This is a genomic window from Paenibacillus sp. FSL K6-3182 (genome assembly GCF_037976325.1).
Lineage (GTDB): Bacteria > Bacillota > Bacilli > Paenibacillales > Paenibacillaceae > Pristimantibacillus.
The window spans coordinates 2,993,359-3,018,059 of the sequence record NZ_CP150265.1 but is presented as its reverse complement, the minus strand read 5'-3'; the positions used below and the strand labels follow the sequence as shown (position 1 = coordinate 3,018,059).

At 42.4% G+C, this 24,701-nt stretch carries 22 protein-coding genes; 6 read left to right on the top strand and 16 right to left on the bottom strand.

Annotation, left to right across the window (positions count from 1 at the left end; all coding sequences use genetic code 11):
• Positions 1–87: 87 nt before the first annotated feature.
• Together MHH56_RS12900 and MHH56_RS12895 are read right to left on the bottom strand one after the other, a co-directional pair.
• Entirely contained in the window at positions 88–702 is a 615-nt protein-coding gene (locus MHH56_RS12900) for a glycerol-3-phosphate acyltransferase (protein ID WP_339208649.1), read from the bottom strand.
• Entirely contained in the window at positions 699–1,793 is a 1,095-nt protein-coding gene (locus MHH56_RS12895) for a glycosyltransferase family 2 protein (RefSeq protein WP_339208648.1), read from the bottom strand. Before MHH56_RS12895 ends, MHH56_RS12900 begins: the two co-directional genes overlap by 4 nt.
• 333 nt (positions 1,794–2,126) lie before the next feature.
• Between MHH56_RS12895 and MHH56_RS12890 the strand changes: the two genes are divergently transcribed.
• Positions 2,127–2,876, top strand: coding sequence for a class I SAM-dependent methyltransferase (locus MHH56_RS12890; RefSeq protein WP_339208647.1), 750 nt, complete (start codon positions 2,127–2,129; stop codon positions 2,874–2,876).
• Positions 2,877–2,933: 57 nt separating this feature from the next.
• On the opposite strand, the gene MHH56_RS12885 is transcribed toward MHH56_RS12890, so the two are convergent.
• From MHH56_RS12885 to MHH56_RS12850, 8 genes are all read right to left on the bottom strand, one after another.
• A complete protein-coding gene (locus MHH56_RS12885) occupies positions 2,934–4,295 on the bottom strand; it encodes a sodium-dependent transporter (protein WP_339208646.1) in 1,362 nt (453 codons plus the stop codon).
• A 241-nt stretch (positions 4,296–4,536) separates the two neighbouring features.
• Positions 4,537–5,508 carry a hypothetical protein gene (locus tag MHH56_RS12880; RefSeq protein ID WP_339208645.1) on the bottom strand — a complete coding sequence of 324 codons (972 nt, stop codon included), beginning with the start codon at positions 5,506–5,508 and terminating at the stop codon, positions 4,537–4,539.
• A 1-nt stretch (position 5,509) separates the two neighbouring features.
• On the bottom strand, positions 5,510–5,995 hold the full coding sequence (locus tag MHH56_RS12875; RefSeq protein ID WP_339208643.1) for a sigma-70 family RNA polymerase sigma factor: 486 nt from the start codon (positions 5,993–5,995) through the stop codon (positions 5,510–5,512).
• A 164-nt stretch (positions 5,996–6,159) separates the two neighbouring features.
• Positions 6,160–7,512 carry a HAMP domain-containing sensor histidine kinase gene (locus MHH56_RS12870; RefSeq protein WP_339208642.1) on the bottom strand — a complete coding sequence of 451 codons (1,353 nt, stop codon included), beginning with the start codon at positions 7,510–7,512 and terminating at the stop codon, positions 6,160–6,162.
• Positions 7,509–8,183, bottom strand: coding sequence for a response regulator transcription factor (locus MHH56_RS12865; RefSeq protein WP_339208640.1), 675 nt, complete (start codon positions 8,181–8,183; stop codon positions 7,509–7,511). Before MHH56_RS12865 ends, MHH56_RS12870 begins: the two co-directional genes overlap by 4 nt.
• A 56-nt stretch (positions 8,184–8,239) precedes the next feature.
• Positions 8,240–10,198, bottom strand: coding sequence for a serine hydrolase domain-containing protein (locus tag MHH56_RS12860; protein WP_339208639.1), 1,959 nt, complete (start codon positions 10,196–10,198; stop codon positions 8,240–8,242).
• 166 nt (positions 10,199–10,364) lie between these two features.
• Positions 10,365–11,870 carry a M56 family metallopeptidase gene (locus MHH56_RS12855; RefSeq protein ID WP_339209581.1) on the bottom strand — a complete coding sequence of 502 codons (1,506 nt, stop codon included), beginning with the start codon at positions 11,868–11,870 and terminating at the stop codon, positions 10,365–10,367.
• Between the two features lie 13 nt (positions 11,871–11,883).
• A complete protein-coding gene (locus MHH56_RS12850) occupies positions 11,884–12,261 on the bottom strand; it encodes a BlaI/MecI/CopY family transcriptional regulator (protein WP_339208637.1) in 378 nt (125 codons plus the stop codon).
• A gap of 240 nt (positions 12,262–12,501) precedes the next feature.
• On the opposite strand from MHH56_RS12850, the gene MHH56_RS12845 reads away from it, so the two are divergent.
• The 3 genes from MHH56_RS12845 (at position 12,502) to MHH56_RS12835 (ending at position 14,437) form a co-directional block, all read left to right on the top strand.
• Positions 12,502–13,398, top strand: coding sequence for a diacylglycerol kinase family protein (locus MHH56_RS12845; protein WP_339208636.1), 897 nt, complete (start codon positions 12,502–12,504; stop codon positions 13,396–13,398).
• 74 nt (positions 13,399–13,472) lie between these two features.
• Positions 13,473–13,775, top strand: coding sequence for a hypothetical protein (locus MHH56_RS12840; protein WP_339208635.1), 303 nt, complete (start codon positions 13,473–13,475; stop codon positions 13,773–13,775).
• Positions 13,776–14,305: 530 nt separating this feature from the next.
• Positions 14,306–14,437, top strand: a complete 132-nt coding sequence (locus MHH56_RS12835; protein ID WP_339208633.1) for a hypothetical protein — start codon at positions 14,306–14,308, stop codon at positions 14,435–14,437.
• Between the two features lie 125 nt (positions 14,438–14,562).
• On the opposite strand, the gene MHH56_RS12830 is transcribed toward MHH56_RS12835, so the two are convergent.
• The 5 genes from MHH56_RS12830 to MHH56_RS12810 all read right to left on the bottom strand — a co-directional run bounded on the left by MHH56_RS12830 (position 14,563) and on the right by MHH56_RS12810 (position 19,657).
• Positions 14,563–15,765: an aminotransferase class I/II-fold pyridoxal phosphate-dependent enzyme gene (locus MHH56_RS12830; RefSeq protein WP_339208632.1), complete on the bottom strand. Its 1,203-nt coding sequence runs from the start codon at positions 15,763–15,765 to the stop codon at positions 14,563–14,565.
• Positions 15,766–15,772: 7 nt separating this feature from the next.
• On the bottom strand, positions 15,773–16,600 hold the full coding sequence (locus MHH56_RS12825) for a carbohydrate ABC transporter permease (RefSeq protein WP_076269999.1): 828 nt from the start codon (positions 16,598–16,600) through the stop codon (positions 15,773–15,775).
• 1 nt (position 16,601) lies between these two features.
• A complete protein-coding gene (locus MHH56_RS12820; RefSeq protein WP_339209580.1) occupies positions 16,602–17,492 on the bottom strand; it encodes a sugar ABC transporter permease in 891 nt (296 codons plus the stop codon).
• Between the two features lie 60 nt (positions 17,493–17,552).
• Positions 17,553–18,881, bottom strand: coding sequence for a sugar ABC transporter substrate-binding protein (locus MHH56_RS12815; RefSeq protein ID WP_339208630.1), 1,329 nt, complete (start codon positions 18,879–18,881; stop codon positions 17,553–17,555).
• A 95-nt stretch (positions 18,882–18,976) separates the two neighbouring features.
• Positions 18,977–19,657 (bottom strand): FadR/GntR family transcriptional regulator, encoded by a 681-nt coding sequence (locus tag MHH56_RS12810; protein WP_076270001.1) that lies wholly within the window; start codon positions 19,655–19,657, stop codon positions 18,977–18,979.
• Positions 19,658–19,931: 274 nt separating this feature from the next.
• Here MHH56_RS12810 and MHH56_RS12805 point away from each other — a divergent pair, with 274 nt between their 5' ends.
• Both MHH56_RS12805 and uppS read left to right on the top strand, forming a co-directional pair.
• The gene (locus MHH56_RS12805) at positions 19,932–20,726 is read left to right on the top strand and encodes a lipid II flippase Amj family protein (RefSeq protein WP_339208627.1); all 795 of its coding nucleotides are present in this window, start codon (positions 19,932–19,934) and stop codon (positions 20,724–20,726) included.
• A gap of 33 nt (positions 20,727–20,759) precedes the next feature.
• Positions 20,760–21,476 (top strand): polyprenyl diphosphate synthase, encoded by a 717-nt coding sequence (gene uppS / locus MHH56_RS12800; RefSeq protein ID WP_339208626.1) that lies wholly within the window; start codon positions 20,760–20,762, stop codon positions 21,474–21,476.
• A 433-nt stretch (positions 21,477–21,909) separates the two neighbouring features.
• On the opposite strand, the gene MHH56_RS12795 is transcribed toward uppS, so the two are convergent.
• Positions 21,910–24,480, bottom strand: a complete 2,571-nt coding sequence (locus MHH56_RS12795) for an adenosylcobalamin-dependent ribonucleoside-diphosphate reductase (protein WP_339208624.1) — start codon at positions 24,478–24,480, stop codon at positions 21,910–21,912.
• Positions 24,481–24,701 lie beyond the last annotated feature (221 nt).

The window sequence follows — 24,701 nt, the reverse complement described above, 5'->3', positions numbered from 1 at the left end:
ACTCCTGATGAAGGCTCGTTCGGCGGGAACATAATTAAAGAGATTATCTCGGTAGGCATCACCTTAAGAGACAATCTCTTTTTCATTTTAGACACCTTTGTCATATCCTTTTTTCCACGACTTCCCTATTTCAACTCTGTGCTTATAAACAAGAATTGCAAAATTTCCAAGCCATATGAGGAGTATGGCAGCTGAGAACATCCTTATATACAAATAAACGGAAAGAAGCAGCATACCAACCACAACCTGCAAGCCATCCGCCTCGGTGGATTTAGGCTTATTTTTATATATCATACGGCTCACGCCGGCCATCAGCGCTAGAATTACGGCATAAGCCAATGAAACCTCGAACCCCGTGAGCGCACTCCATATTCCGAATGTTACTGCAATAGCTTTGCCGCCCTTCCCTTTCAGGAAAGGAGAAAAGGCATGCCCTGCTACAGGCGCGATGGCAAGCGGAACGATTAGATAACCATGATTATAGCTGCTTCCCATTATAAAAAGCACCGGCAAGTATCCTTTCAAAAAATCCAATAAAATACCGACCACACCAAATTTATATCCAGATGACTTCCAAAGATTCAAAGCACCAGGGTTACCGTCGCCAACCGTTTTTATGTTTTTTTTGCGGAGCAGACCAAGCCAATACGAAAACATAAGAGAGCCCGATAGAAATGAACCCGCAATCCAAAATATGATCATAGGTCCCTCTTGCCCCCTACCCGGATGTGCCTGCCTTTCCAGCTTACATGCCCTAGAATAACCACCTGATACATGGAATAAAGCATAACAATGATAAAAAATAACGAAGCAAAAACATGGAGCAGCGGAATAACGATCCCAAAAGCGCCTACATACTTCGTGAAGTAAAATAATTGAAACATATAGACAAAATAACCGATTAAGAAAGGTAAAGCCCATGAAGTATTCGCAAATATAAACACCGTTTCCGATAGAAGCAGTCCTACCACCCAAATAGCTATCGGGATAATTGTCCACGGACTAAGCGTCGAAGTGCTTAACACCGCCCCTTTGCTAAATCCTTCAATTTCGCTTTGAATGCCTTGCGGATACATGCGGAAAGAAACCAAGCCATATCCGATAAAATTAGTGACTGGTACCCCCGCTGCCATAAATTTGGAGCCTAGAAACAAATCGTCCAGCACTTCAGCTTTTACGCTTTCGTGGCCATTGATTTTTTCGTAATCCTCCCTTAAAGCAACAATGCAGGAGCCATAGAGCCCTTTCATCCGGTTTTTCTTTTCAAAGACCGATGTAAACGCAAATATCCCAAGCACATTCATAATCAAAGCAAGCTTCTCATATAGCTTCTCGGTGTGATGAAAAGGAACAACTGAAATAACACCCTTCGATCGCTCCCTAGCCTTTATTAATGAAGCCAAGGCGTTAGGCGCCAGTCTTATATCCGCATCTAAAAATACAAACATATCACCAGAGGCATGCAAATATCCATTCCATACCGCCCAGTTCTTACCTGTCCAGCCTTTAGGGAGGCTGCTATTTGAAATAACTTTGACCCCATAGCCTTCAGCTATTTCTTTGGTTCGATCATCGGAATAATCATCTACCACAATAATTTCAAAGGGTTGAACCGTTTGCGACTTAAGGGATTCAAGCAAATGTGGTAAATTACATTCTTCATTTCTAGCTGGAATAATAATGGACAGTTTCCACACGCTCTGATCTGTCTGATTAGTGACGGTCAGAGTATTTTTCCTGAACAGAAAAAAACCAGAGAGACATCCGACTAGCATTAGAATGAGCATCCACATTTTCTAATCCCCCCTCATGTATTTATGTATATGAAGGGGCCGTCTGTATTATTTTAGTTTCATTGATTCTTCCATCCATATGGGAACGGCACATTTTGCACGATGGCTTGATTGATAAGCTCACTTTGCCATATAATGAGAACAATCTTTCAATCGAGGTGAATGGAATGTCTTTCCGAATGGTTCGAAGTAATTAGTTTCCGGGCTGGATAAAACGCGTACCAGCTGCAGAGGGGATTGTCTGTCCTTCTGACCACATGAAACTAAATTTTGAACGGATATCGGCAGCAATCCATTTGTTTTTTATTATCCTCTTTGGAAGGTGGAAGAAATATGAATGCAGTAGAATACAAACAATTTTATGATCAAGTCGGGAAAATCAACGGTTGGGATTTCAGCAAAGTGAAATCTGTCTCAGAAGGAATCGCATGGGATTTTTATGAAGAAGTCATCCAGTATTGCAAGAAGTCTGATCTTTTGCTTGATATCGGCACTGGCGGCGGAGAAGCATTATTATCAATAGCAGATTCAGCATTGCTTTTAATTGGCATTGATCTTTCCACAGGCATGATTGAGACCGCATTAAATAACGTAAAACAATCAAATAAATCAAATATACGCTTTTTACAAATGGATGCGGAGAAGCTCGATTTTCCTGACCACTTTTTCAATGTAGTCTCTTGCAGACATTCCGCTTTTTCTGCCAAAGAAATCGCAAAAGTATTGGTGAACGATGGTGTATTTTTTACCCAACAGGTTAGTGAGTACGATAAGCTCAACCTTAAAGAGGCATTCGGAAGAGGACAGTCATTTGGTACAAAAAAAGGTGTGTTGAAAAATCAATATATTGCGGAGTTAGCTGATGCAGGCTTCACAGACATTCAGTCATTTGAATACAACGCAACCGATTATTTTGAGACGGCTGAAGACTTTATTTTTCTATTGAAACACACGCCAATTATTCCGAACTTCGGACAATCCGAGACAGATTTTCAAATCCTTCAACAATTTATTAAAAACAACCAAACCGAACAAGGAATCAGAACAAATTCAGAACGATTTATGATTACAGCAAGGAAATAAAATAGAAAGGGATACCCGGTTATGGGTATCCCTTTCTTTTGCTCATAATGTTGGATACTACAATAATGAAGTTATTTTATCAAGCACCCCAGTAATATCAAGAAATACGATGATAATGACTAGAGGAATAATAAACCTGATAATAAAAAACCAAATAGTAAAGGCAGTAGCGCCAAAACGAGAATGCTGCAATAACTCCTCTCGCAGCGTGCTTTTCTTCATTTTAAGCGGTACAAAAATCGAAATCAAAAACACGCCAAGCGGCATCAAAATATTACTTACTAAATAATCAGCTGAATCAAATAGATTTTTCGAAAAGATTAAAATGTCGGCAAAAGCACTATAAGATAACGCAGACGGAATGCCCACCGCAAATATGAATGCACCAAGCATATAGGCATATTTTGTTCTCTTCTCCTCTTTGCCTTTAACCATAGAAGCTACAATGATTTCTAGCATTGAGAAGGCCGACGTTAATGTTGCAAATAAAAATAATGCTAAAAAGCCTAATAAAAAAACTTCTCCAAAAATAATTTGATCAAATACCGCGGGCAATACAACAAACAACAAGCCAGGTCCTTCCGCTGGTTCTAAACCTAGTGAAAATACAGCCGGAAAGATGGCCAATCCTGCTAATAATGCAATCAGCAAATTCATGGTTACGATGGAAATAGCCGGTTGAATCAAGCTTTCTTTTTTTGACAAATAAGAGCTGTATGTAACCATTACGGATACTCCGACACTTAAGGAGAAAAACGCTTGACCCATCGCAAACAATACACTTTGGGATGTGATCCTTGAGAAATCAGGTGCTAGAAAAAACTTCACACCTTCCATCGCGTTATCAAGCGTAAGTGAGCGAATGATGAGTACGATAAAGAGTACAAATAAAGCTGGCATCAAAATTTTGCTCACCTTTTCAATACCGTTTTGAATCCCTTTTGCCACTACAACAACTGTCAAAGCCAAAAACACAAATTGTGCCGCAATAACTAAAATAGGATTAGCAATGGTATCGTTAAAGACCGCTCCATAATTTGCGCCTTCACTAATGATTCCACCAAACAAACCTTTTGCAAAATAAATAACAATCCAACCGCCAATAACGCTATAAAAAGACAATAAAAGAAAGCAGGTAAATACCCCGAGCTTTCCGATCCAATGCCAATTGCTATGAGGAGCTAAGCTGCGATAAGCACTAATGGCTTCTTTTTGTGTGCTTCTCCCGATTACAAACTCTGCTAATAACAATGGGAAACCCATAAAAAAAGTGAATAAAATAAATAAGAGAAAAAATGCCCCTCCCCCGCTTATCCCCGTAACATAGGGAAGTTTCCATATTGCGCCCACTCCAATAGCAGAGCCTGCCGCGGATAAAATAAAACCAATCTTCGATGTCCATTGCGCTGATGTTTGCATACAAATCAATCCAGTCTATTTTTATTATGTCTTTTTTTTAAAATGTAAAAGACAAAAAAAGCCACATCTCTATCTTTAACGATAGGGACGAGGCTATTCACACGGTACCACCCTAATTGAAAACAAATTTTGTTTCCTGCTTATCGCTCTTACGCTATTAATAGTCTACGGAATTATAGTACGGCAACAACGAAAGGTCAACCTTTATTGTCGATATTTTATTACCAAAAAACTTGCTGCCTTATTGCAAACGATCCCAAAGCGCTGAGAAAGCTGCCGGCTCTAACTGAAAAAAGACAGGTGCATTTGAATATTTTACATAGTTTCCTTTAAACAACCACATCTGCACTTCCGTCTGATCCTCCAGCTTAAAGAACAAAACCTTCTGATTTTGTGCACCTTCATTGTATATGCCTTCCTTGTACAGCTTATCCTCATCAATAGGCTTAGCATCATATAATGCTGTCATGAACACATGAAGCGTTTGATCGATTGGGAACTTATTAAATTGCGGCTTGCTATAATTCCAGCTATTATAATCCTGCCATCTTACTGATTCCATATGATCCTTTACTTTCGTTTTTCCTATTAAATCTTCGCCATTCGCAATCGTAATGCCATTTAGATGTTCATACAATTCAGCATAGATCTGTCCCTCATGCTCTTGGTAGGACATAATTCTAAAATCACTATCGTATCCGTTCACGGAATAAATGTCAGCAACGCCAATCGTTGAAGCTAGTTCAACATAATCTGTTTGCTTGCTCCACTCGTCAATACCAGCTTTTGTACGTCCAAGCTTGTCGCCGCGCAGCTCCTTCGCATTTTCCGCAGAGATGCGAGTTTGCGTTTGTGTATAAATATTGCCTTTATAAACGATTAGACCGATCATATCAGCCATGGCATTTGATTGATCTGGAAGCTTTATTTTCGGAATCGCAATCGCATTCGGGTCGTTTATAGGTTCAACTGGGTCTCTTTGTACAATGGGCTCCGTTATATCAATAAGAAGTTTATTATCACTCATCCACCTATCTGCACCTATCCATCCAAGGATAACGACCAACAGTAAACTACCCACAATATATTGAAATCGTTTGATTCGAAATGGACTCGCTGGTTTCTGACGAAGCAGCTGTTGAGCGATTCTATTCTGTAAATCTGCCTCCGGCTCTATTTGATCCATCATATGCTTGTACGCCTTGTGATTCATATTATCGTTCTCCTTCCAATTCAAGCTTTAACCGCTGCCTTCCCCGTTGCAAACGCATCTTTACTGCAGACTCACTAATTTGCAATATGTCTGCAATTTGGTTGACCGAGTAATCCTCATAATAATAAAGATGAATCACCGCTTTGAATTTAAACGGCAGTGCCATGACATGATCCATAACGGTACGGTCCGTTTCCGATTCAAAAAAATCATTCATTTCTTCCATCTTCACTACACGTCTTCGCCATAAGCTGCCTAACATATTTTTGCATTGGTTCGTGATGACTCTTATGAGCCATGCCTTTTTATGATTCTGATCATTAAATTCAGGTGATTTATACAATAATTTCGCAAATGTTTCCTGCATGGCTTCTTCTGCGTCCTCTTTGTTTCCGAGGTGAATCATTGCGATTCGGTAAAGCATTTTGCCGTATAAAAGATAGGTTTCCCCAAAATCGACGCCCGGCCGGAGCGAACTGCTTGGCATTGTAATATGACCTCCTTTACCCATTAACACAATTAAGAACGTAGATTGGTCACATATTGTTTTACTTTTTTTTTGAAAAATCGTTTTTTAGTTTCAAATTGGGTTCAACAGTATGCTAAAAAAAAAGAAATGATCGGTCATTTGACCGATCACTCCAATTATTATTATTGAATGGGTAAATATACCATTACTGTCGTACCTTCGCCTAGCCTACTTTTCATTTCGATCGTTCCATGATGAAGAGTAACAATTTTTTTGGCGATCGCAAGCCCCAAACCATTGCCGCTAATATTGCGGTTGCGCGATTGGTCCGACTTGTAAAACCGCTCAAACACATGCTCAAGCTTATCTGCCGCAATGCCAATACCTGAATCGGTTATTGTGAATAGCACTTCAGTATCGGATTGAGTTAAAGAAATTTCGATATGTCCGCCTTCAGGTGTGAATTTGATGCTGTTGCCGAGTAAATTCATCCAAACTTGGTTCAACTGATCCTGATCTGCTGTAATCTTGATCGTGTTCGCCCATTCTAAATCGATACGAATGTCTTTGGACGACCATTGAGGCTCGCAAGTAACGACGATTTGTCTAATTTGCTCGTCGAGATTATACGTCATCGGCTCGAATGGATGCTGATCGGAATCAAGCGAGGCAAGCCTCAGCAAATTATCGCTAAGCCTCGATAGCCGCCCGCTCTCCATAATAATAATATCCAAATAATAATTACGATTATTTTCTGCTACCAAGCTGTTGTTCTTCATCGCCATTGCAAAACCCGATATAGACGTTAGCGGTGTTTGAATTTCGTGCGATACATTCGATACAAAATCCTGCCGCATCTGCTCCAGCTGTTTCAGTTCACTCGCCATTTCATTAAAGCTATGGCTTAAGACTCCTATTTCATCCGCGCTTTTCAGTTTGATTTCCACATCGAAATCTCCCTTGGCAAGCCTCTTGGTCGCTTGCGTCATCGCTTGAATCGGTTTCACCAAATAACGAGCCGCAATGAGGATGCATAGGCTCCCAATAAATAAGCCAAGAAGCAGTATGAGCAGCATCATTCGATTTATAATATCTTCATTTTGCGCTGAAAACTGCATAAACATGGCCTGTATCTTCCCATCGATGGGAAAAGGAATACCAACGAATGTTTGACCTTCCTTACCAGGTGAGCGATAAAATTGCCCTCGAAGCACCTGCTGAACAGCCTCCGGCGCAATTTTCACATTACTCGTATTGTTTAAAGCATAGATCGTAACATTTCCGGATGCATCATACATGTGGATTGGATAAGCGGACACCTTTACCATTCTTGTTAGGAAAACACTCAGATCATCCGGCCTTGTTTGTTCATAGAGAGTAATCATTTCCTCTCCTGCTGCAAGCATGTCGTTCTGACCGACATGGTTTATTTCTTTCTTGAATATAGAATAGCCTATAAAAAATGAAGACAATAAGCTGAAAATGATGACGGCGAGAAACGTGCAAATGATGCGGACATATAATGTATTGATCATGTGATGACAAGTCGATAACCCAGACTACGGGCGGTTTCAATCTGAAAATGCTGTACATCGCCAGCAAATCTTTCCCTTAGCCGTTTAATATGAACATCGACGGTTCGATCGTCACCTTCATAATTTTTGCCCCAGATCTGGGTGATCAGCTGTTCCCTCGTAAAAATTTGCCCAGGATGGTTCGCCATTTTAAACAGCAGCTCAAACTCCTTCAATGGAAGAGTTAGCGTTTCATCTCCTCGAATTACTTGATAGTTGCGGCGATTGAGGGTAACACCGCCAAGCTGTATCGTTTGTGAAGACACAATCATATAACGCTTCAGCAGCGCTTTTACTCTCATCACAAGCTCCATTGGGTCAAACGGCTTCGTTAAATAATCGTCCGTGCCAAGCTGAAATCCCTTCACTTTTTGCACAGACTCTCCCTTGGCTGTGACCATCAGAAGAGGAATATTGGAATCAACACGTCTAATCTCCCTGCATAATTCCCAACCGTCTACGTGAGGCATCATAATATCGAGGATAACCATATCAATTTGATTGTTTTCCCAAATTCCTTGCGCCTCCGCACCGTCTTTTGCCTCTAAAATTTCGAAACCTTCGTTTTTCAAAAATAAAGACATCAATTCGCGAATATGTGCATCGTCATCCGCGATCAGAATTTTGGCCATTAAGATGTACGTCTCCCCTCTTTAACATGCGCCTCCCATATGGGTGGATTGCTGTTTCAACCAAAATGCCATCCAAGCAAGTTCCAATGATAGAAAAACAAACTGAGTGCTACTGCCGATAGCATAATAAGAGAGTAATGCACGCGTTTTAGTACCGTCCAATATTTGTTTTTCCAAGCAAGCACACTCAAAACGATCATTGCCAAAGTAAATCCAACGAGTAGAATAGGCATAAACAAATAAAGATTCAACGACTGTGTAATGCGGCTAAGTCGAGTGAGCAAATCCATATTCATCACGATAACAAGCGTCGCAACAATGGTTGATAGTGCCCAAACGGCGGTGGCTGCAGACAGCCGATATGCCCACTTCTGCTCATTTGGCATTGCGCTGATTTCACGCCTGCGATATAGGAAGCCTAATATTACCGTAATAAATAGAAAAACTGAGATGCCAAGCAATGGAAACCAGAACGATGTTTGATCCAGCAGCGACGCGCGTTCAAGCGGCATCGCAGGTAAGAAATCAAGAAGCAAATGCGTGACTTTTCCTGATTCGTCGGTGCGGAATCCAATCCGTCCCTCTCCGCCTACCTGTTGAAATACATCAGGTCCAATAGGTTCAAATACTTGCTGTTCGGCACCACTCCCAATGAATAAACGATTACCTGCAGCCGCTACACTGATCTTGGACATAAAACTATAAAACTTATCAATATCGGTATGATTGCGACGAGTAAATTGATAGGAACCCGCATATTTTTGTACAGCATCATTAAGTTCAGAGGATACTAGAGGCAGGCTGGCTTCCTCGACTGGGAAATAGCGGTCTAAAAAGGCTTTTGCGAGCCCATCCGCAGCTAATGCGCCGTCACCGCCATTGTAAGAAACAAAAATGCCGATCTGCTTATCTGGAACAAGATATAGCTCCGTATTAAACTGCATATCTGCTCCGCCGTGGGAAATAACCTTCCGCCCGTTCATGTACAGCTCATAGAAACCAAGATCCATTGCTGGTAAATCCTTATGAAACTGGAAAGCCGGTGCATGCATCAATAGGGCAGTTTCTGGCTTCAAAAGTTGCTTTTCTCCATAACGTCCATTCTGAAGATGAGCAATCATGAAATGAGCCATATCAATTGCAGATACTGCAGCAGATCCCGCAGGCCGAAATCCTCCCTCAAACGTTGGCGGCTGAGCTGCGAATACGCCGTTTTCCTTGGCATAACCCGGTACAGAAAAAGCTTCTAATGCAGCAGGGATAGGCTCTTGAACCGTAGCGTATTTCATATCCAGCGAATCAAAAACATACTTTTGTATATAATCATTGTACGCTATCCCGCTAACTTCCTCGACGATTAATCCTGCTAGCGCGGCGCCATAGTTGGAATAAGACGACATCTCGCCCGGAGGCCTTACTCGTGCCGGCATATGCTTGGCAAGCGTTTCCGAAATCGATACCGGCAGCTTTTTAGGATCTGTAGTAATTTGATAGCCGACTCCGCCTTCTTCAAAGCCAGCGGTATGGGTCATTAGATGACGCATCGTAATCGGCTCTGAATAGGTATTCGGTATTTTCACCGTTTTCAAATAGGTATTAACGTCTGTGTCCAGATCGATCTTGCCTTGCTCAACAAGCTGCATCACAGCGGTCCAAGTAAACAGCTTCGTTGTTGAAGCGATTCGAAATAGATCTGTCTCTGGGTTCGCCAACTGGTTCTTCTCGAGGTTAGAGTAACCATACCCCTTAGCGAGCAGGATTTCCCCATCCTTGACGATTGAAATAACCGCACCTGGAAACTTGAAATTGTCCATATGCACTTTCATAATACCATCAATGAACGCCGTTAGCCCAGCGACATCGTTTAGAGAATTGGCTTCTCCCTCAGACTTTACGGGTGTGGACTGCGCTGCCGATATCGGCGCCTGAGCTCCGAATAAACTCGAACCTGCAACAGCTACAAGTAATGTGACTAACATCATTTTGTAACCTATTTTCTTCATAATCGATAACATGATAAGCCTCCAACATTCTGCGCATTTTTTTTGACAACCTACTCTCGACTTGCTTGTGAGAGCATAACATAAGCTTGTGAACGCAGAGTGAACCTCGCTAGTTTTTACAAAAAAAGAGCCGCCCGCATGCTGCTTGGGCGACTCTTAATCGTAATAAACCATCTATTTATTCGGGAAACTGCTCGTAATCAAACTTTCCATCCGAAGCGAAAACATATTCGCAGCTATTTTGCCCCCAAGTGGCTGTGATGCTATAAACTCGGCCAGTTGTCGGAATGTCGCTCACAGTTGTTGGTGGATTAATGAATTCAATCTTTCCATTAACATGGTTTACGGCAACTTTTTCAATCGGCAATAACGATTGCTCAAAGCTTTCAGTCAAAAAAGCCATTTTCACTGTAACTTTATCTGGTGTATTTTCTCCAAAATCGACTTTCAATTTCTCACCTGGCTTTAAACGACGCAGACCTGTTAGAAGAGTAGGCTCACTATGCCAAGCTGCTTGGTAAAAGGACATTCGATCATACTTAACCCCATTCCAACTTGATTTTAATATTGAATAATTTTCGATGGGATCAGCATTTCTCTCATGTGAGATAACAATTGCGGGTGGCTCAACTGGACTGATGATGCTGCTTACATTGGAATTGCTTGCTCCCACACTAGCCCCAAGTGCAATTGCACTAAAAATGACAACTGCAGCTAATACGAATGAGGATAATATTATGAATGTCGATCTTTTGCTAGGTCGCATAATAGCCACCAGCCTTTCTCTTAAAATCGTCTTCTCATCGCTAAAAGTAGCTTGTAATCCTCCAACGGGGTATTGTTCATTTGAGGCTAACGCAATTAAGGTTTCACCGTATTCCTGCTTCTCTGATGAGGTGAATTTACGAATAACCACTTCATCGCAAGACAGCTCACAAAGACGGTTAGTCTCTTTTTCTACAAAATAAACTACGGGGTTAAACCAATGCAGAGAAGTAACGAGCATGGAAAACCATTTTACAACAATATCAAACCGTTTCAGATGTGTGATTTCGTGAATCAAAATATTTTTGAGCTGAACCTCAGTGAAGTGGGTATCCGGTAAGATGATTATTGGCCTAATCATTCCTATAAGCATAGGAGTGGTGATGTAGGAGTTGCGTACAAGCTTCGCTTTATACCGTCCATTCAACATCATGCCAAGCATCCTATTTTCACAATCATATGCAGGTTTGCTGGTTGTCTTCATATACTTTAAAAATCGAGTATAACCTCTTAATTTTATAAAGAGTGATAGTATTGTCCCAATTAGCCAAACGTAAATGGCATATTGCTTAATTATTGTAATCACAAAAATTTCTGAATTATCAGCTCTGATACTTTCTACTGCTTGAGCATCATTTGCTTGAGGTAGGGTGATCGCATGAGTTGGGTCGATCTCTATATCAAAGTTTGCAGCTTCCCCACCTTGTAAAATGGGACCTGTTAGAAATGGATTTTTGTTAAAAACATCATTCATAATACTCTCATCAAACGAAAACGGAATCGTCAATCTTAGGAGAACCACGATCCAGATGTAATACTGAAACGACTTCGAGAATTTATGCTGGATTCTTGGCTTCATTAAAAACAATAAAATGAAGAGGATGCTTCCTGATATCGAAAGCGACAATATAAGTTTCATGATGTCATTCAATTCAGTCACCTACCTTAAATAAGGTACGCAGCTCCTTAATGTCTGCTTCATTTAGCTTATTGCCTCCTAATAGCGTTGCCACTAGACTTTTTGCACTGCCTGAATATAAACGATCGATTAATGTTTGTGTCGCATGCTCGTTATATTCTTGCTCGCTCACTTGTGGCTTGTAATAGAACACTTCCTTCTTGGTTGCAATGACTACACCCTTCTCGCACAATCTCCGAAGCAAGGTTTTTATTGTAGAGCTTTCCCAGCTGCTTGATTTTTCAAGACATTTTCTAATTTCAGATATAGGCAGCTCGGTCCCGGCTTCCCATAATACACGCATAACTTCAAGCTCTGAATCCGTTATCTTTGAAACTAAGCTGCTCATCATCCCACTCCTCAAGGTTACGTATGTAGACTCTGATTAGAGTTTACAACAGTAACCTCTGACTGTCAAATCATTCCTGTAGCTAACTGACAGCTGTTGGTGGAGGTTAATTGTTGAAGGTTTTAAACCATTAAGATTACATCGTTTTCTCCTAGTCTTTCAGATTAACGACGAACCCTGAGGGGTAATAGTAAGTGTTAACGAACGAATTTAATAGAAATGTCCATAGAGAGGATACTATTTATGAAAAAAGCGATGATCATTATTAATCCCACTTCTGGTAAAGAAGAGGCACTCAACTATGTCAGAAACGTGGAAGACCTTTTGACTGATCAAAGGTACGAGGTTACGGTCAAGGAGACGGCAAAAGAACAGGACGCAACCCTGTTTTGTATTTCTGCGTGTGAGGCCAGTTATGATTTGGTCGTTTCAATCGGAGGGGATGGAACGCTTCACGAAACGATTAATGGACTTATCAATCAAGAACATCTTCCAAAGCTTGGAGTAGTCCCTCTTGGAACAGTTAATGATTTTGCTCGCGCATTACAGATACCGCTTCTTCCCGACAAAGCGATTCAGACCCTCTCTTCTTCCCGAATAAAAATTGCAGATTTGGGCCAATTAAATGACCAATTGTTCGTCAACACCGTTGCTGTAGGCTCATTTGCTGAATCACTCTCTTCCGTTACGTCAGACGATAAATCCCGGTTCGGCGCTTTAGCCTACGTAAAAGAAGGGATCAAAGAGCTTATGAACCAGCCGACTCATCCTCTTTGCATTCAATATGATGGAGAAACATGGGAAGGAGAATCTCCACTCTTTCTCGCTGCGTTAACCAATTCAGTAGGCGGATTTGAGAGGTTGGCACCCGACGCGGCTGTTGACGATGGTCTGCTTCACTGTTTTATTATAAAGGATTTGACTATATTCAATACGATTACAGCCAGCCTGTCATTGCTGTTCGGCAATTTTAAGAATCATAAAGACGTGGTTTATTTTACAGCCAAAAATGTAAGTATAAGCTCGCCTGAATCAGTAAGGACTAACGTTGATGGTGAAGAAGGACCCTCCTTGCCCATCCAAATAAGCAGTATGCCTCGTCATATTCAGGTGATTGTACCGGAAGAGGCTACAGCGTAGTCCTAGTCCGCAGCTATTCGTAGATCAAATTCAATTTTAATCCGATGGTGGAATCGATGGGGTCGATGGAGTCCGTGCGATCGGCGAGATCAGTGGGACCAGAAGAATCGATGAAGTCGGTTGATTCGGTGAGATTGGTGGGGTCAGTGGAAGTCGGCGGAATTAATAGGAACGCTGAGATTGGTGGGATCATTGGAATCGATGAGGTCGGAGGTGTCGGTGAGATCGGAAGAATCACTGAGGTCGGCGGAATCAATAGGAACGCTGAAACTGGTGGGATCGGCGTGATAGGTGTCCTTGTCAATGGAGCATTACAAGCCTTTTCGGATTCTACAACGTTAGGTCCATTCGTCGTTGATTACGAGGACAAATACTAGCTTTGGAGCAAGGTTGCCTACCAAGATTGGACAGATGAATGTAAGACGTAATGGCTAACATCTGCTCATTTTGCTTATTTTAAGGACATAGGCTCCACTATTTGTGAATATTAGCTCATTTTGCTCATCGTACGGACATTGATTCTAATCTTCGAACATTTAACCTCATTTTGCTTATCTTGCGGACATAAGTTCCGTTATTTGTGAATATTAGCCCATTTTGAGAGTTCTACGGACATAGGTTCCGCTATTTGCTATAAATCTGCGTAATTTCGGGAGGTTTATCACAAATAACGGATCTCATGTCCGTTACATACTTACAAACCCCCTTAAACCGTAATTTAGCGGAACTGATGTCCGTTAGCACTGCTCAAAACCTCAAAAACTCGAAAACTCGAGACTGCTCCCCCTTTGCTACGCTCTAATAATACAAAAAAGCCACTTCCGAAGAAGTGGCCTTGAAGATATTCGCTTGATATTCGCATAATTTTCAAAAAAACCGAAAATCGTTAAAAAAGTGCTCTAACAGCATGTTGAGAAAGATCAATCCACTAAAGCAATCGTATCCTTTAATGCTTCTCAGCAACCTTCGTTTCCCATCCCAATATCCGCAAGTTGCTCCAATTACGCTCGATAAGCTGCGCAAGGAACGAGGATTCTAAAGCTCCCATGCTAGCAATCCGCCAACCTTCCCCGACAACCTTCGTTCCAATAAGATAATACTGCTGCTCGCTGGAGCAACTACGGTGAAAGAGCAGCTATTACTCCCGATGAGTCACTATTTACCCTAATAAGCTTTTACTAGCTTCCACGCTCTCTCCATATCATCGATCAGCGTATATGGATCTTCCATACCGATGTACAATCTGGCTACTGAAGGGTTCGTTCCGTCCGGGTTTCTACGCTCAGGCGTTGTATTGACCGTAACGAGACTCTCATAACCGCCCCAGCTGACTGCAATCCGGAAATAATGCAGCGCATCAGCCCACTGCTTCATGACAGCAACGGGAAGCTTGCTTTCGAAAGAAAACAAGCTGCTGTATCCGTCCAGTTGTTTCTGTGCCAGTTCATGCTGAGGGTGTGAACGAAGAGCTGGATGGTTTACACGATTGACCATAGGGTGTTTCTCCAAATACTCCGCGATGATCATGCCGCTCTTCTGATGGCGCTCCATACGAAGCGGAAGCGTACGTAAACCACGAATCATCAACGACGCTGTATGAGCGGTCATGATTCCTCCTAGCAGCATATACCCTTTGTTCTCAATTTTACTAATTAGCGCAGCACTTCCAGTTACAACTCCGCCTAGACAATCACTATGTCCTGAAAAAAACTTAGTCATTGAATGCAGCACGAGATCGATTCCCATAGTCAGCGGCCTTTGGAAACAAGGTGTTGCCCAGCTGCCATCTATCATTGTAATGATCCCTGTTTTTTTCGCCAGCTCAGCTATTCCTTCAAGATCTTGCAGCTGGAAAAGTCCTGAAGTAGGGCTTTCCACGTATATAATTTTTGTATTTGGCTGTACTGCATCCTCGAAATCGGAGAGCAAACTGCCATCTACATAAGTGACTTCAACCTGATACCTCTCTGACATCTCGTTTAGAAACTCTCGTGTTGGCCCGTAAGCCTGATCAACACAGATGACATGATCGCCTGAACTAAGCAGCGCATGCAGCGTTCCTGCAATTGCAGCCATGCCCGATGCGAAGCAGCGCGACTGCTCACCGCACTCCAATTCGGCGATTTTGCTTTCCAAATATTTTACCGTTGGATTGTTGCCGCGGGAATATACGTTGGCAGCTAATACATCCTGCATCGCTTGATCGAAGGTTTCATGATTCTCGAAAGTAAATAAGCTATTTTGATAGATCGGTATGGTTACCGCACCGTAATGTTGTTTGTCTACCTGATCGTGAGAGACTTTTGTATGCAGTTGATTATCCATTTCTTTTCTCTCCATCATGTCGTTTCCCTCTATCCATTCCATGAATTTATTATCCTTTTTCTGCTCCCTGTGTTAATCCCTCTACGATGAAACGCTGGGCAAAAGCGAACAATACGACGGTAGGAATGACCGATAGTACCGTTCCAGCCGACATTGCACCCCAATCGACATCAAATTTCATAACGAAGGAGTTCATAGCTACCGGCAACGTCTTCAATGCCTCGTCATCGATAAACATGACAGCCATAAACAGCTCATTCCAGTTTTGTACAAATGCAAAGATGAAGGTTGAAGCAATGCCCGGCAACATGACCGGAATGATCACTCTTAACAACGCCGTCAGACGTGAACAACCATCAATCATGGCTGCCTCCTCTAAGCTGCTCGGAACGCGTTGGAAAAAGCCTCGAAGCATAATAGTTGAGAATGGAATAAGCATAACCGTGTAGCAGATAATTAATGACATCCTTGAATTAATCAAATCCAAGTCCGCCATCAATAAGTACAATGGAGCTAGTGCAATAAATCCCGGAAGCATTTGCGTAACGAAAAACGCCATCATAATCTGTTTATGCCCTCTAAACTGAAAGCGGGCCATGACATAAGCGCTTAGAGTCGCTATAAAAATAACGATCGCGGCAGCAAGAACAGCCACCAATAAGCTGTTGAAAATGTAAATATGGAATTTCGATATTTTAAAAATCTGGATGTAGTTATCCAGCGTGAATTGCTTTGGCCAATATTGAAGCGGGAAAGAGAATATATCCTTTTGAGGCTTAAGTGAAGTAATGACGATCCAGTATAAAGGAAATACCATGATTACAAAATGCAACGCTAGATACAGCACCTTCAGACCTGTCAGTATGCGTGGCTTCATCTTAAAAATCACCCACCTTTTCCGACTTGGTCACAAACAAATAGAAAATCGTGTACAAGATTAGAATGCCGATCATCGTAACACCAATTGCCGATGCCATCCCGTAGTCCCCGCCGTAAATAATTTTATCCAGCATTAATGAGGATAAAATATGGGTTGTTCCCGCAGGACCGCCGTTAGTCAAACCGTAAATAATCGTTGGATCATTGAATATCCATATCGCTCTGAGCAACGTCGTTGCGATAATCGTAGGAAGAATAAAAGGAAAGGTGACATTAACAAATTTGCGAATGCTCCCCGCTCCATCCATATCCGCTGCCTCATACAAATCAGCTGGCACCGATTGAAGTGCCGCAAGCAGCATGATTGCAAAAAACGCGATCCCGTACCATACATTGGCGATAATGACCGATGACATCGCCCAATCTGGGTCAGAGAGAAAACCGATTCTAGTATCAATAAGGCCGATGCGCATTAAAAGATCATTAATAACGCCCATTTGGGAGTTGAACATCCATTTCCAAATCAAGCCGATTAAGAAACCAGACAAAGCCCAAGAGTAAAAGATAAACCCTTGATATACCCCTCTGCCTTTAAACGGTTTGCGCAAAATCAGTGCAAGTGAGAGGCCAATCAAAAATTGAAACGTTAAGGAGAAAAACACCCAGTATGCGCTATTCGTCATTGCTTTTAGAAACTTAGCATCTTGGAATGCGGTTACAAAGTTCTGGAATCCGATGAATCGAACGTTCGTCAGATCGAACAGAACATAGTTCTGAAACGCCATGACTACCCCTTGCAGGAATGGATAAAACGTAAATATGAGCAGCAACACCAAAGCTGGTAGCAAGCTGAGCAAAATATACGTTCGCTGCTTTCTCAATGCAATCACCGCCCTTGACTTAGAAAATGCGATGGGCGGCTGCTGAGCCACCCATCACTATTTTTCAGATTATTTGTTCATGTCCGCTTTCGCTTTCGCCCAATATTCATTCCACTTCGTTAACGTATCCTCAACTGAAGTTTGGCCTAGTAGCATCGCCTGACCACTTTCCATAGCGACCGTACCCCATTGTCCATTAGCAGGATATTCGAATGGCGGTTTGAAATTGATGAAAGTATCTGGTTTGTTCGTCATATCAAGCAAAGTTTTGTAAGGTCCTTTTTGGAAAAACTCATCCTCTGTAGCCGAAGAGTGGATCGGTACAGTACCATGGCTTTTGGATAGCTGTGTATTCTCCTCAGGGGAGGATAGGAAAGTAATTAATTTCCAAGCAGCTTCTTTGTTCTCCGAGTGTGAAGTGATACCCCAACCTGCTCCACCTGCAGAAATCATCGCTTTACCTGATGGGCCAGTAGGCATTGGAGCTGTTGCCCATGTGCCTTCTTGCATGTTCTCGCCCAATACTTGAATAACGTCTGGATCTTGCAAAAGGAATGCAGTTACACCAGAAGTAAATGCCTGTACTTGCTCTTGGAAGCCCCAGTTAATGGAATCCGGAGGTGATCCTTCTTTGTACAGCTTCACATATAGATCCAATGCCGTTTTGGCTTCTGGAGAAGAGTAGATTGTTCCGCCATCTTTCAGGAACATCGCATCATCAACATTGATCTTGTCTGCGTCGTACGCTTGAATCAATGTATCAGGAACACCGTTGGCACCAGGACCGCCACGGAATGAGAAGCCATAACGGTTCTTCGCAGCGTCCGTCAGCTTAACAGAAGCATTAACTAACTCTTCGTAGGTAACCGGAGCATTGATTCCCGCTTCCTTCAACCAATCTGCACGATAAAACAATTGGCGCTGATACAATCCGTTTGGTATGAAGTAGAGCTTATCCTTGACGGAAGCAACGGATTTGGCAACAGCCGTTACAGTGCCAAAGTCGCTCCATGAGCCTGTATAATCGTTCAATGGCTCTACGTAGTTGTTATTTACGAATTCCGCAACGTTAAGATCGCGTACTTCCAAAACGTCTAGCGGTTGTTTGGCGGCCAACATCGTTCTGATTTTGTTATCAGCCTGATCAAACGGTGGAGAAATCAATTCAACCTTGATATTCGTGTTCTGGGCCATGAATTTGTCGATGCTTGCTTTAATCAATGCTGTACGACTCGGGCTGGTCAAGCTTTCAATCATGCGAAGCGTAATTACTTTCTCTTTACTTCCGCTGTCAGGCTTTTTCCCATCATTTGATGAACTGCAAGCTGTAGTGAGAGTAAAAACCATTACAGCCGTCAAAGCGGATAACATCCATGTTTTCATTGGTTTACCAAACATATGAATCCCCCTAAAGACGTAGTGTCATACTATCTACCTGTATGATAGGTTAAATATAATGTAAGCACTTTCATCTTGTCAATAACTAATTTTAATTAATAATGACGTATCGTTTCCTCGATAATATCCATCATTTTGTTAAATTCAGCTAATGCATGCTGTACATCATGTTTGGCAATACCATCAAATAACGTACGATGGAACGGATACGTGTTATCAAATAATTCCTTAACGCCGAACGGGCCAGCAAAGAAACGTTTGATTAATTCAGAGATAGATTCATAGACGCTGTGAAGCAGCGGATTAGCGGCAGCATCATAAATATGCTGGTGAAACTTATAGTCAATTGCCGATGTATCCAGACCTCTGTTTTTGCACACATCATACTCTTCTAAACATAGTCTCATCTTCTCGATTTTTTCGTTGCTAATCCGTATAGCAGCAAGCTCTACAGCCTTTCCTTCCAAAGCTCTGCGCACGTCAAGAATATGAAGAAGAAACTTCTTCTCATTCTCAATTTTCACCTTTCCGCTATAGCGATAGGACTCAGAATCATTAACAAATATACCTTTTCCATTCACCACTTTAACAATATCGATAGCTTCAAGATACCTCAGTGCTTCGCGCAAAGAGGAACGTCCTACACCTAATAATTTAGTCAGTTCTTCGGCTGATGGAAGCTTGTCTCCCTCCTGCAAACCTTTAACCTCGATGTATTTTTGAATCTCTTCTGAGACCAACTCATGGACATTTTGCTTCTTAACTTTCTGAATCATTTCTATCATCCTTTTTACCTTTCAGATAGGTGAATCTTATTCGATTATATGTATTTTGTCAATAAAGCGCTCTCTTTTTGCAAGCATTGCTTACAAGCCGATAGAGTCTGAGTTTACCATTTTCACAACTAATATTTTGCTAGATGAGAGATGATAACGCTCCTTCGAACATAAAATAAGAAAAACTTGCTTATTTACTTTCTATTTATTAATTTCGGTATTTCCTATTTAATGATAGTAGAATCTTACCTCCATAAGGGAAAGAGGTGCTGCCATGCTTGAGCAGATTATTCTAGTTAGCAGCTTTACGTTTATTATTCATTTTGCAGAAACGATTACATACTCTCTTCGATTAGCAGGCGTGCGTATGGGAAAAATAGCTGTCGCTATATCGTTAACCGGCATTATCCTGCTCGTATCGCGAACAGCCAACATGGTGCAAGCACCGCTTATGGGAAAGCTCATCGATTCTGCCAAAACTTCCATGGAGTATTCACTGATTGAGCAATTTCGAATTATAATCTTAAGCGCGTCACTCGGAACAATTGCTGCAATGCTAGCATTTCCAACCGCGGTGATGCTGGCTAGACGAGTCATTGCCCATTTGGAGGTAGCAGGCTCTATCCCAGGCTTGCTTAGAACGACGGTATCCATTGAGAAACTTAAAAACTCGCGTTCACACATCCGGCTGCCAAAGCTGGGAATGCTGGCGCGATTAAGAATTGGCGGCATACCAAAACGATTGTTTCTACTCAACATTATCGTAACTGCGATCTATACGATTGGCGTTCTGGCTGCTTTACTCGCTTCTTCCATTACGACTGAGCATGCGATCGCAGCTTCTCAATCATCAGGACTAATCAATGGGGTAGCAACGATATTGTTAGCACTTCTTATTGATCCTGAAATTGGCTTATTGACGGATAAAGTGCTAAAGGGAGAGAAAAAAAGCGCTGCGTTAACTAAAGTATTCGGTTTGCTTATGTTGTCCCGTGTGATGGGCACCGTGCTGGCACAATTACTGCTCGTACCGGCAGCAACCTTGATTTTGTGGGTCGTATCTAGATAAAAAAGAAAGTTAACTTGCTTGAGGAGGAAAGTCATGCTGTGGTCACATTTATTTTTCAAGCAGGATCGTTATAAATTTTTTCCAAAACATATCGCGATCATTATGGACGGCAACGGGAGATGGGCAACTCGTAAAGGGCTGCCACGAAACGTTGGACACTTTTACGGGATGAAAACGATGCAGAAAATCATAAAAAGATCAATTTCGCTAAAGCTTAGCTGCTTGACCTTATATGCATTTTCAACAGAGAACTGGAGAAGGCCCAAAGCCGAGGTTGATTATTTATTGGAGCTGCCTATCAAATATTTTCAGAATCAAACGATCGAAGAACTAAATAAAAAAAATGTAAAAGTAACTTATATCGGCGACATTAGCTCGTTTCCTGCTCATACGGTGGATGTCATTCAGAGAACATGTGAAATAACGAAGAACAACACTGGCATGCTTCTAAATATGGCTCTTAATTACGGGGGGAGAACTGAAATTCTGCAAGCTGCAAAAAAGCTCATCGCAAGCGGAGCAGACCCGCTCACTTTCGATGAACAATTTGAGAAAACGATCGCTACCTCCGATTATCCGCCAGTTGATTTAATCATTCGGACAAGCGGTGAAAAGAGACTGAGCAACTTCCTACTATGGCAGGCAGCGTATGCTGAATTATGGTTTACAGATAAAAGCTGGCCGGATTTCAACTATGCCCTATTGAACGATGCGATACAAAATTATTCGAAAAGAAAAGAACGGGAATAATGAACCTGCAAAGACCAAACCCTTCACCTATACGAGGAGAATGGTCTTTTTTGTTTGAAAATCATATTAGTTTTGTTTCGCTATTTCTACAAACTTGGCATTGAATTGCTGAGCAATCTCATCCAAATGTGGAGTCAAAACATTAGATTTATGTTTTAAAATTGTAAACTTATTCATTAACGCTGCGATTTCATGGGGGACCCATCGATCAGTTTGGTAATCGGCGACATATGGTATATTTTCTGAAAGCTGTATACAATCCCTCTATAATTGCGAATAAACTTAACTTGGTTTGCTGGTATTTGCTGGAGCGTCATCATATCTTTCCAGAGCCAGCCTAACTCTTTTGCATTAATGGAAAGACTACACAAAATAAAAAAGAGAACGTTGAGGTTCTCTTTTTTTTGCTTACCTAATTCATTTCTATACCCTATCAATTACACTTGCTAAAGCCGCACTGCGTACATTGCTTGCAGCCTTCTATATTAATAAGCGCTGCTGAGCCGCAAGAGGGGCACAAATCAACGGAAGAAGTGTCTACAGCAGATTTGGAGATCGCCGGATAATCCACAGACGCTGCTGCTTCTTCTCTTTGTACTATTTTCGCTGCCGTCTCCTGCTCCGTCCCATTCTCCATATGAATCTCAAGCGATTTTGCAACGGCATCCGCAATGGACTCCACTCGGTTGACTCCGAATCCGATCGCCCCCGATCCGCCAATCCCTTTCAAATGCTTGACGAGCAGCTTCACCTTGTTTCCATGATCGCCATAACGCAGAAATAACGAACACACACGCCCTAATGCCTCAGCCATCGCAAACACATCCGAACCTGCCTTGCCTACGTTCAAGAAAATTTCTGCAGGTGTGCCATTGAGATCATTTATCGTAATATAAGCCATGCCAAATGGTGTGTTCACCTTATAGGTCGCACCCCGCAGCACCTGCGGTCTGCGTTTATACTGCTTATCCAGCTCCTGCTCAGGTTGTACGGCTGCTGGGATAACGGCTTCCACCAAATCCGCATCAAATGGTGCTTCTGTTTTCTCTTCTTCTGATGACGTAGAGAGAACTTGAACATCACGACTGCCATCTCGGTAAATCGTCACACCTTTGCAGCCGAGCTCAAAAGCAAGCTCATACAATCTTCCTGTTTCTTCCACTGTGAAATCTGCCGGGCAATTCGCTGTTTTGGAAATAGAGCTGTCCACCCAGCGCTGAATAGCCGCCTGTACCCGAATATGATCCTCAGCCGACAAACTCATCGAGGTTACAAAATAATCTGGAAGCTCCTCCTCCGGATGAGACGCCTTCCAAGACGCTGCAATCGGAACATCTTGTTTATCAAAACCAAGACGACTTTGACGATAGTATTCGAATGCAAAATAAGGCTCGATTCCCGTAGACGTTCCGACCATTGTTCCCGTGCTGCCAGTCGGCGCTTGTGTAATGACCGTCACATTTCGCATGCCGTTCAGGGTCACATTGTCGCCAATCTCCGGAAATTCAGCTATCAATTGCTTCATAAATCCGCTCTGAACATATTTATCCGCTTCAAACGCTTGGAACGAACCTTTCTCAGCAGCGATTTCCGAAGACGCCAAATAAGACTCCCTAGCCATAAATCCATACAGCTTATCTAGAAAAACCAATGACTCTGCGCTGCCATATCGGATACGCAGCTTAATCATAAGCTCAGCTAGTCCCATCGTACCGAGCCCGATACGCCGCTCAAGCTTCTGATTGCGCTCATTTTCTTCAAAATGATAGGGTGTTTTGTCGATGACATTATCAAGGAATCTTACAGACCAGCGCGTAACTTTAGCAAGTTCATCCCAAGCAACGTCATGCTTCTCTTCATCATAAAACTTCGACAGGTTTACAGCTGACAAGTTACAGACGCCCCAGCCTGGCAAGCCTTGTTCACCGCAAGGGTTCGTACTAATAATGGGATTGAAATACCAGCTGTTCGACATTTGATTATAATACTCCATAAAGACAACGCCTGGCTCGGCTGACTTCCATGCGGATTCAATAATCGCTTGCCATATTTCACGAGCGCGCACCGTTTTGTAGGGGATAACCTTTTTGCCAAGCTTGCGCCATGCATCCAGATCGCCGGTCCAGAGCTCGTTATACTCTATATCTTTGGTATCTGGAAATACGAGCTCCCATTCCAAATCTTCCTTTACAGCCCGCATAAAAGCGTTGCTGATACATACCGACAGATTGGCATTTGTCACTTGACCCATCGTTTGTTTGACCGTTATAAACTCTAATACGTCCGGGTGCCAATCATTGATCATAAGCATCAAGGCACCGCGGCGGCTGCCGCCCTGCTCAATGAGTCCCGTTGCATAGCTAAACAACCCGCCCCATGACACAGCACCGCTCGATGAACCGTTAACACCTGCAACTATCGCTCTTCGAGGTCGCAGTGAAGATAAATTCATCCCAACACCGCCGCCGCGCGCCATAATTTCAGTCATCTCCGTGAGCGTTGTCATGATGCCGCCCCGGCTATCCTTCGGTGAGGGAATGACATAACAATTAAATAGCGTCAGCTCTTCACTGGCTCCAGCCCCCGCTGCAATTCTCCCGCCTGGAACCAGCTTCCAATCATCTAATAAGTATCTGAATTTGTCCCGCCATTCCTTTTGTTTCTCTGATCCATCTTCAACGGATGCCATTGCATCTGCAAGACGATCCCACACTTCCTCAGGCGTTTTCTCAATCGTCAGCGTAAGTTTCTCTGTTGTAGACTCCACATGCTCGCCGTTTCTAAGCTTTACGGTCACCTTGCTGCCATCACGGCCGATAACTTCTCCGACTTCCTTAACAGGGAATTTCGGATCATCCTTCGTTAGAACAAGCACGATATCGCCGATCGCCGTTTTACTCGTATCTGCATTTTTCCACGCATATCGATCCAAAAAGATTTTTTCACTAAGGCCCTCAAGCCGATTTCCACCAGACATCTCCATCGCAGCTGCTTCCTCCCTCATACTAACGTGCTGAAGGCATAGGTAAGATCAGATATGCTTTTAGCACAATATATTGTGTCATAAAACCATTATACTATACTACATATTGATTCACATGCTCGTTTGTGGCGAAATTTAGCAAACCTGTCCGCTTACATGCCCACTCTCGTTATATTGCTAGTCCATCCTCTTTTTTAAGCAGCATCTTATTAATATTAGATGAAAAGGCAATACTAATAACA

Bases quoted from the DNA above. Each gene is read 5' to 3' on its own strand.
- MHH56_RS12845 (WP_339208636.1), top strand. From the start codon at position 12,502: ATGAAAAAAGCGATGATCATTATTAATCCCACTTCTGGTAAAGAAGAG.
- MHH56_RS12885 (WP_339208646.1), bottom strand. From the start codon at position 4,295: ATGCAAACATCAGCGCAATGGACATCGAAGATTGGTTTTATTTTATCC.
- MHH56_RS12890 (WP_339208647.1), top strand. From the start codon at position 2,127: ATGAATGCAGTAGAATACAAACAATTTTATGATCAAGTCGGGAAAATC.
- MHH56_RS12850 (WP_339208637.1), bottom strand. From the start codon at position 12,261: ATGATGAGCAGCTTAGTTTCAAAGATAACGGATTCAGAGCTTGAAGTT.
- MHH56_RS12815 (WP_339208630.1), bottom strand. From the start codon at position 18,881: ATGTTTGGTAAACCAATGAAAACATGGATGTTATCCGCTTTGACGGCT.
- MHH56_RS12855 (WP_339209581.1), bottom strand. From the start codon at position 11,870: ATGAAACTTATATTGTCGCTTTCGATATCAGGAAGCATCCTCTTCATT.
- MHH56_RS12880 (WP_339208645.1), bottom strand. From the start codon at position 5,508: ATGAATCACAAGGCGTACAAGCATATGATGGATCAAATAGAGCCGGAG.
- MHH56_RS12835 (WP_339208633.1), top strand. From the start codon at position 14,306: ATGTTGAGAAAGATCAATCCACTAAAGCAATCGTATCCTTTAATGCTT.
- MHH56_RS12860 (WP_339208639.1), bottom strand. From the start codon at position 10,198: ATGTTATCGATTATGAAGAAAATAGGTTACAAAATGATGTTAGTCACA.
- MHH56_RS12825 (WP_076269999.1), bottom strand. From the start codon at position 16,600: ATGAAGCCACGCATACTGACAGGTCTGAAGGTGCTGTATCTAGCGTTG.
- MHH56_RS12895 (WP_339208648.1), bottom strand. From the start codon at position 1,793: ATGTGGATGCTCATTCTAATGCTAGTCGGATGTCTCTCTGGTTTTTTT.
- MHH56_RS12830 (WP_339208632.1), bottom strand. From the start codon at position 15,765: ATGGAATGGATAGAGGGAAACGACATGATGGAGAGAAAAGAAATGGAT.
- uppS (WP_339208626.1), top strand. From the start codon at position 20,760: ATGCTGTGGTCACATTTATTTTTCAAGCAGGATCGTTATAAATTTTTT.
- MHH56_RS12900 (WP_339208649.1), bottom strand. From the start codon at position 702: ATGATCATATTTTGGATTGCGGGTTCATTTCTATCGGGCTCTCTTATG.
- MHH56_RS12795 (WP_339208624.1), bottom strand. From the start codon at position 24,480: ATGAGGGAGGAAGCAGCTGCGATGGAGATGTCTGGTGGAAATCGGCTT.
- MHH56_RS12870 (WP_339208642.1), bottom strand. From the start codon at position 7,512: ATGATCAATACATTATATGTCCGCATCATTTGCACGTTTCTCGCCGTC.
- MHH56_RS12875 (WP_339208643.1), bottom strand. From the start codon at position 5,995: ATGCCAAGCAGTTCGCTCCGGCCGGGCGTCGATTTTGGGGAAACCTAT.
- MHH56_RS12810 (WP_076270001.1), bottom strand. From the start codon at position 19,657: ATGATTCAGAAAGTTAAGAAGCAAAATGTCCATGAGTTGGTCTCAGAA.
- MHH56_RS12805 (WP_339208627.1), top strand. From the start codon at position 19,932: ATGCTTGAGCAGATTATTCTAGTTAGCAGCTTTACGTTTATTATTCAT.
- MHH56_RS12865 (WP_339208640.1), bottom strand. From the start codon at position 8,183: ATGGCCAAAATTCTGATCGCGGATGACGATGCACATATTCGCGAATTG.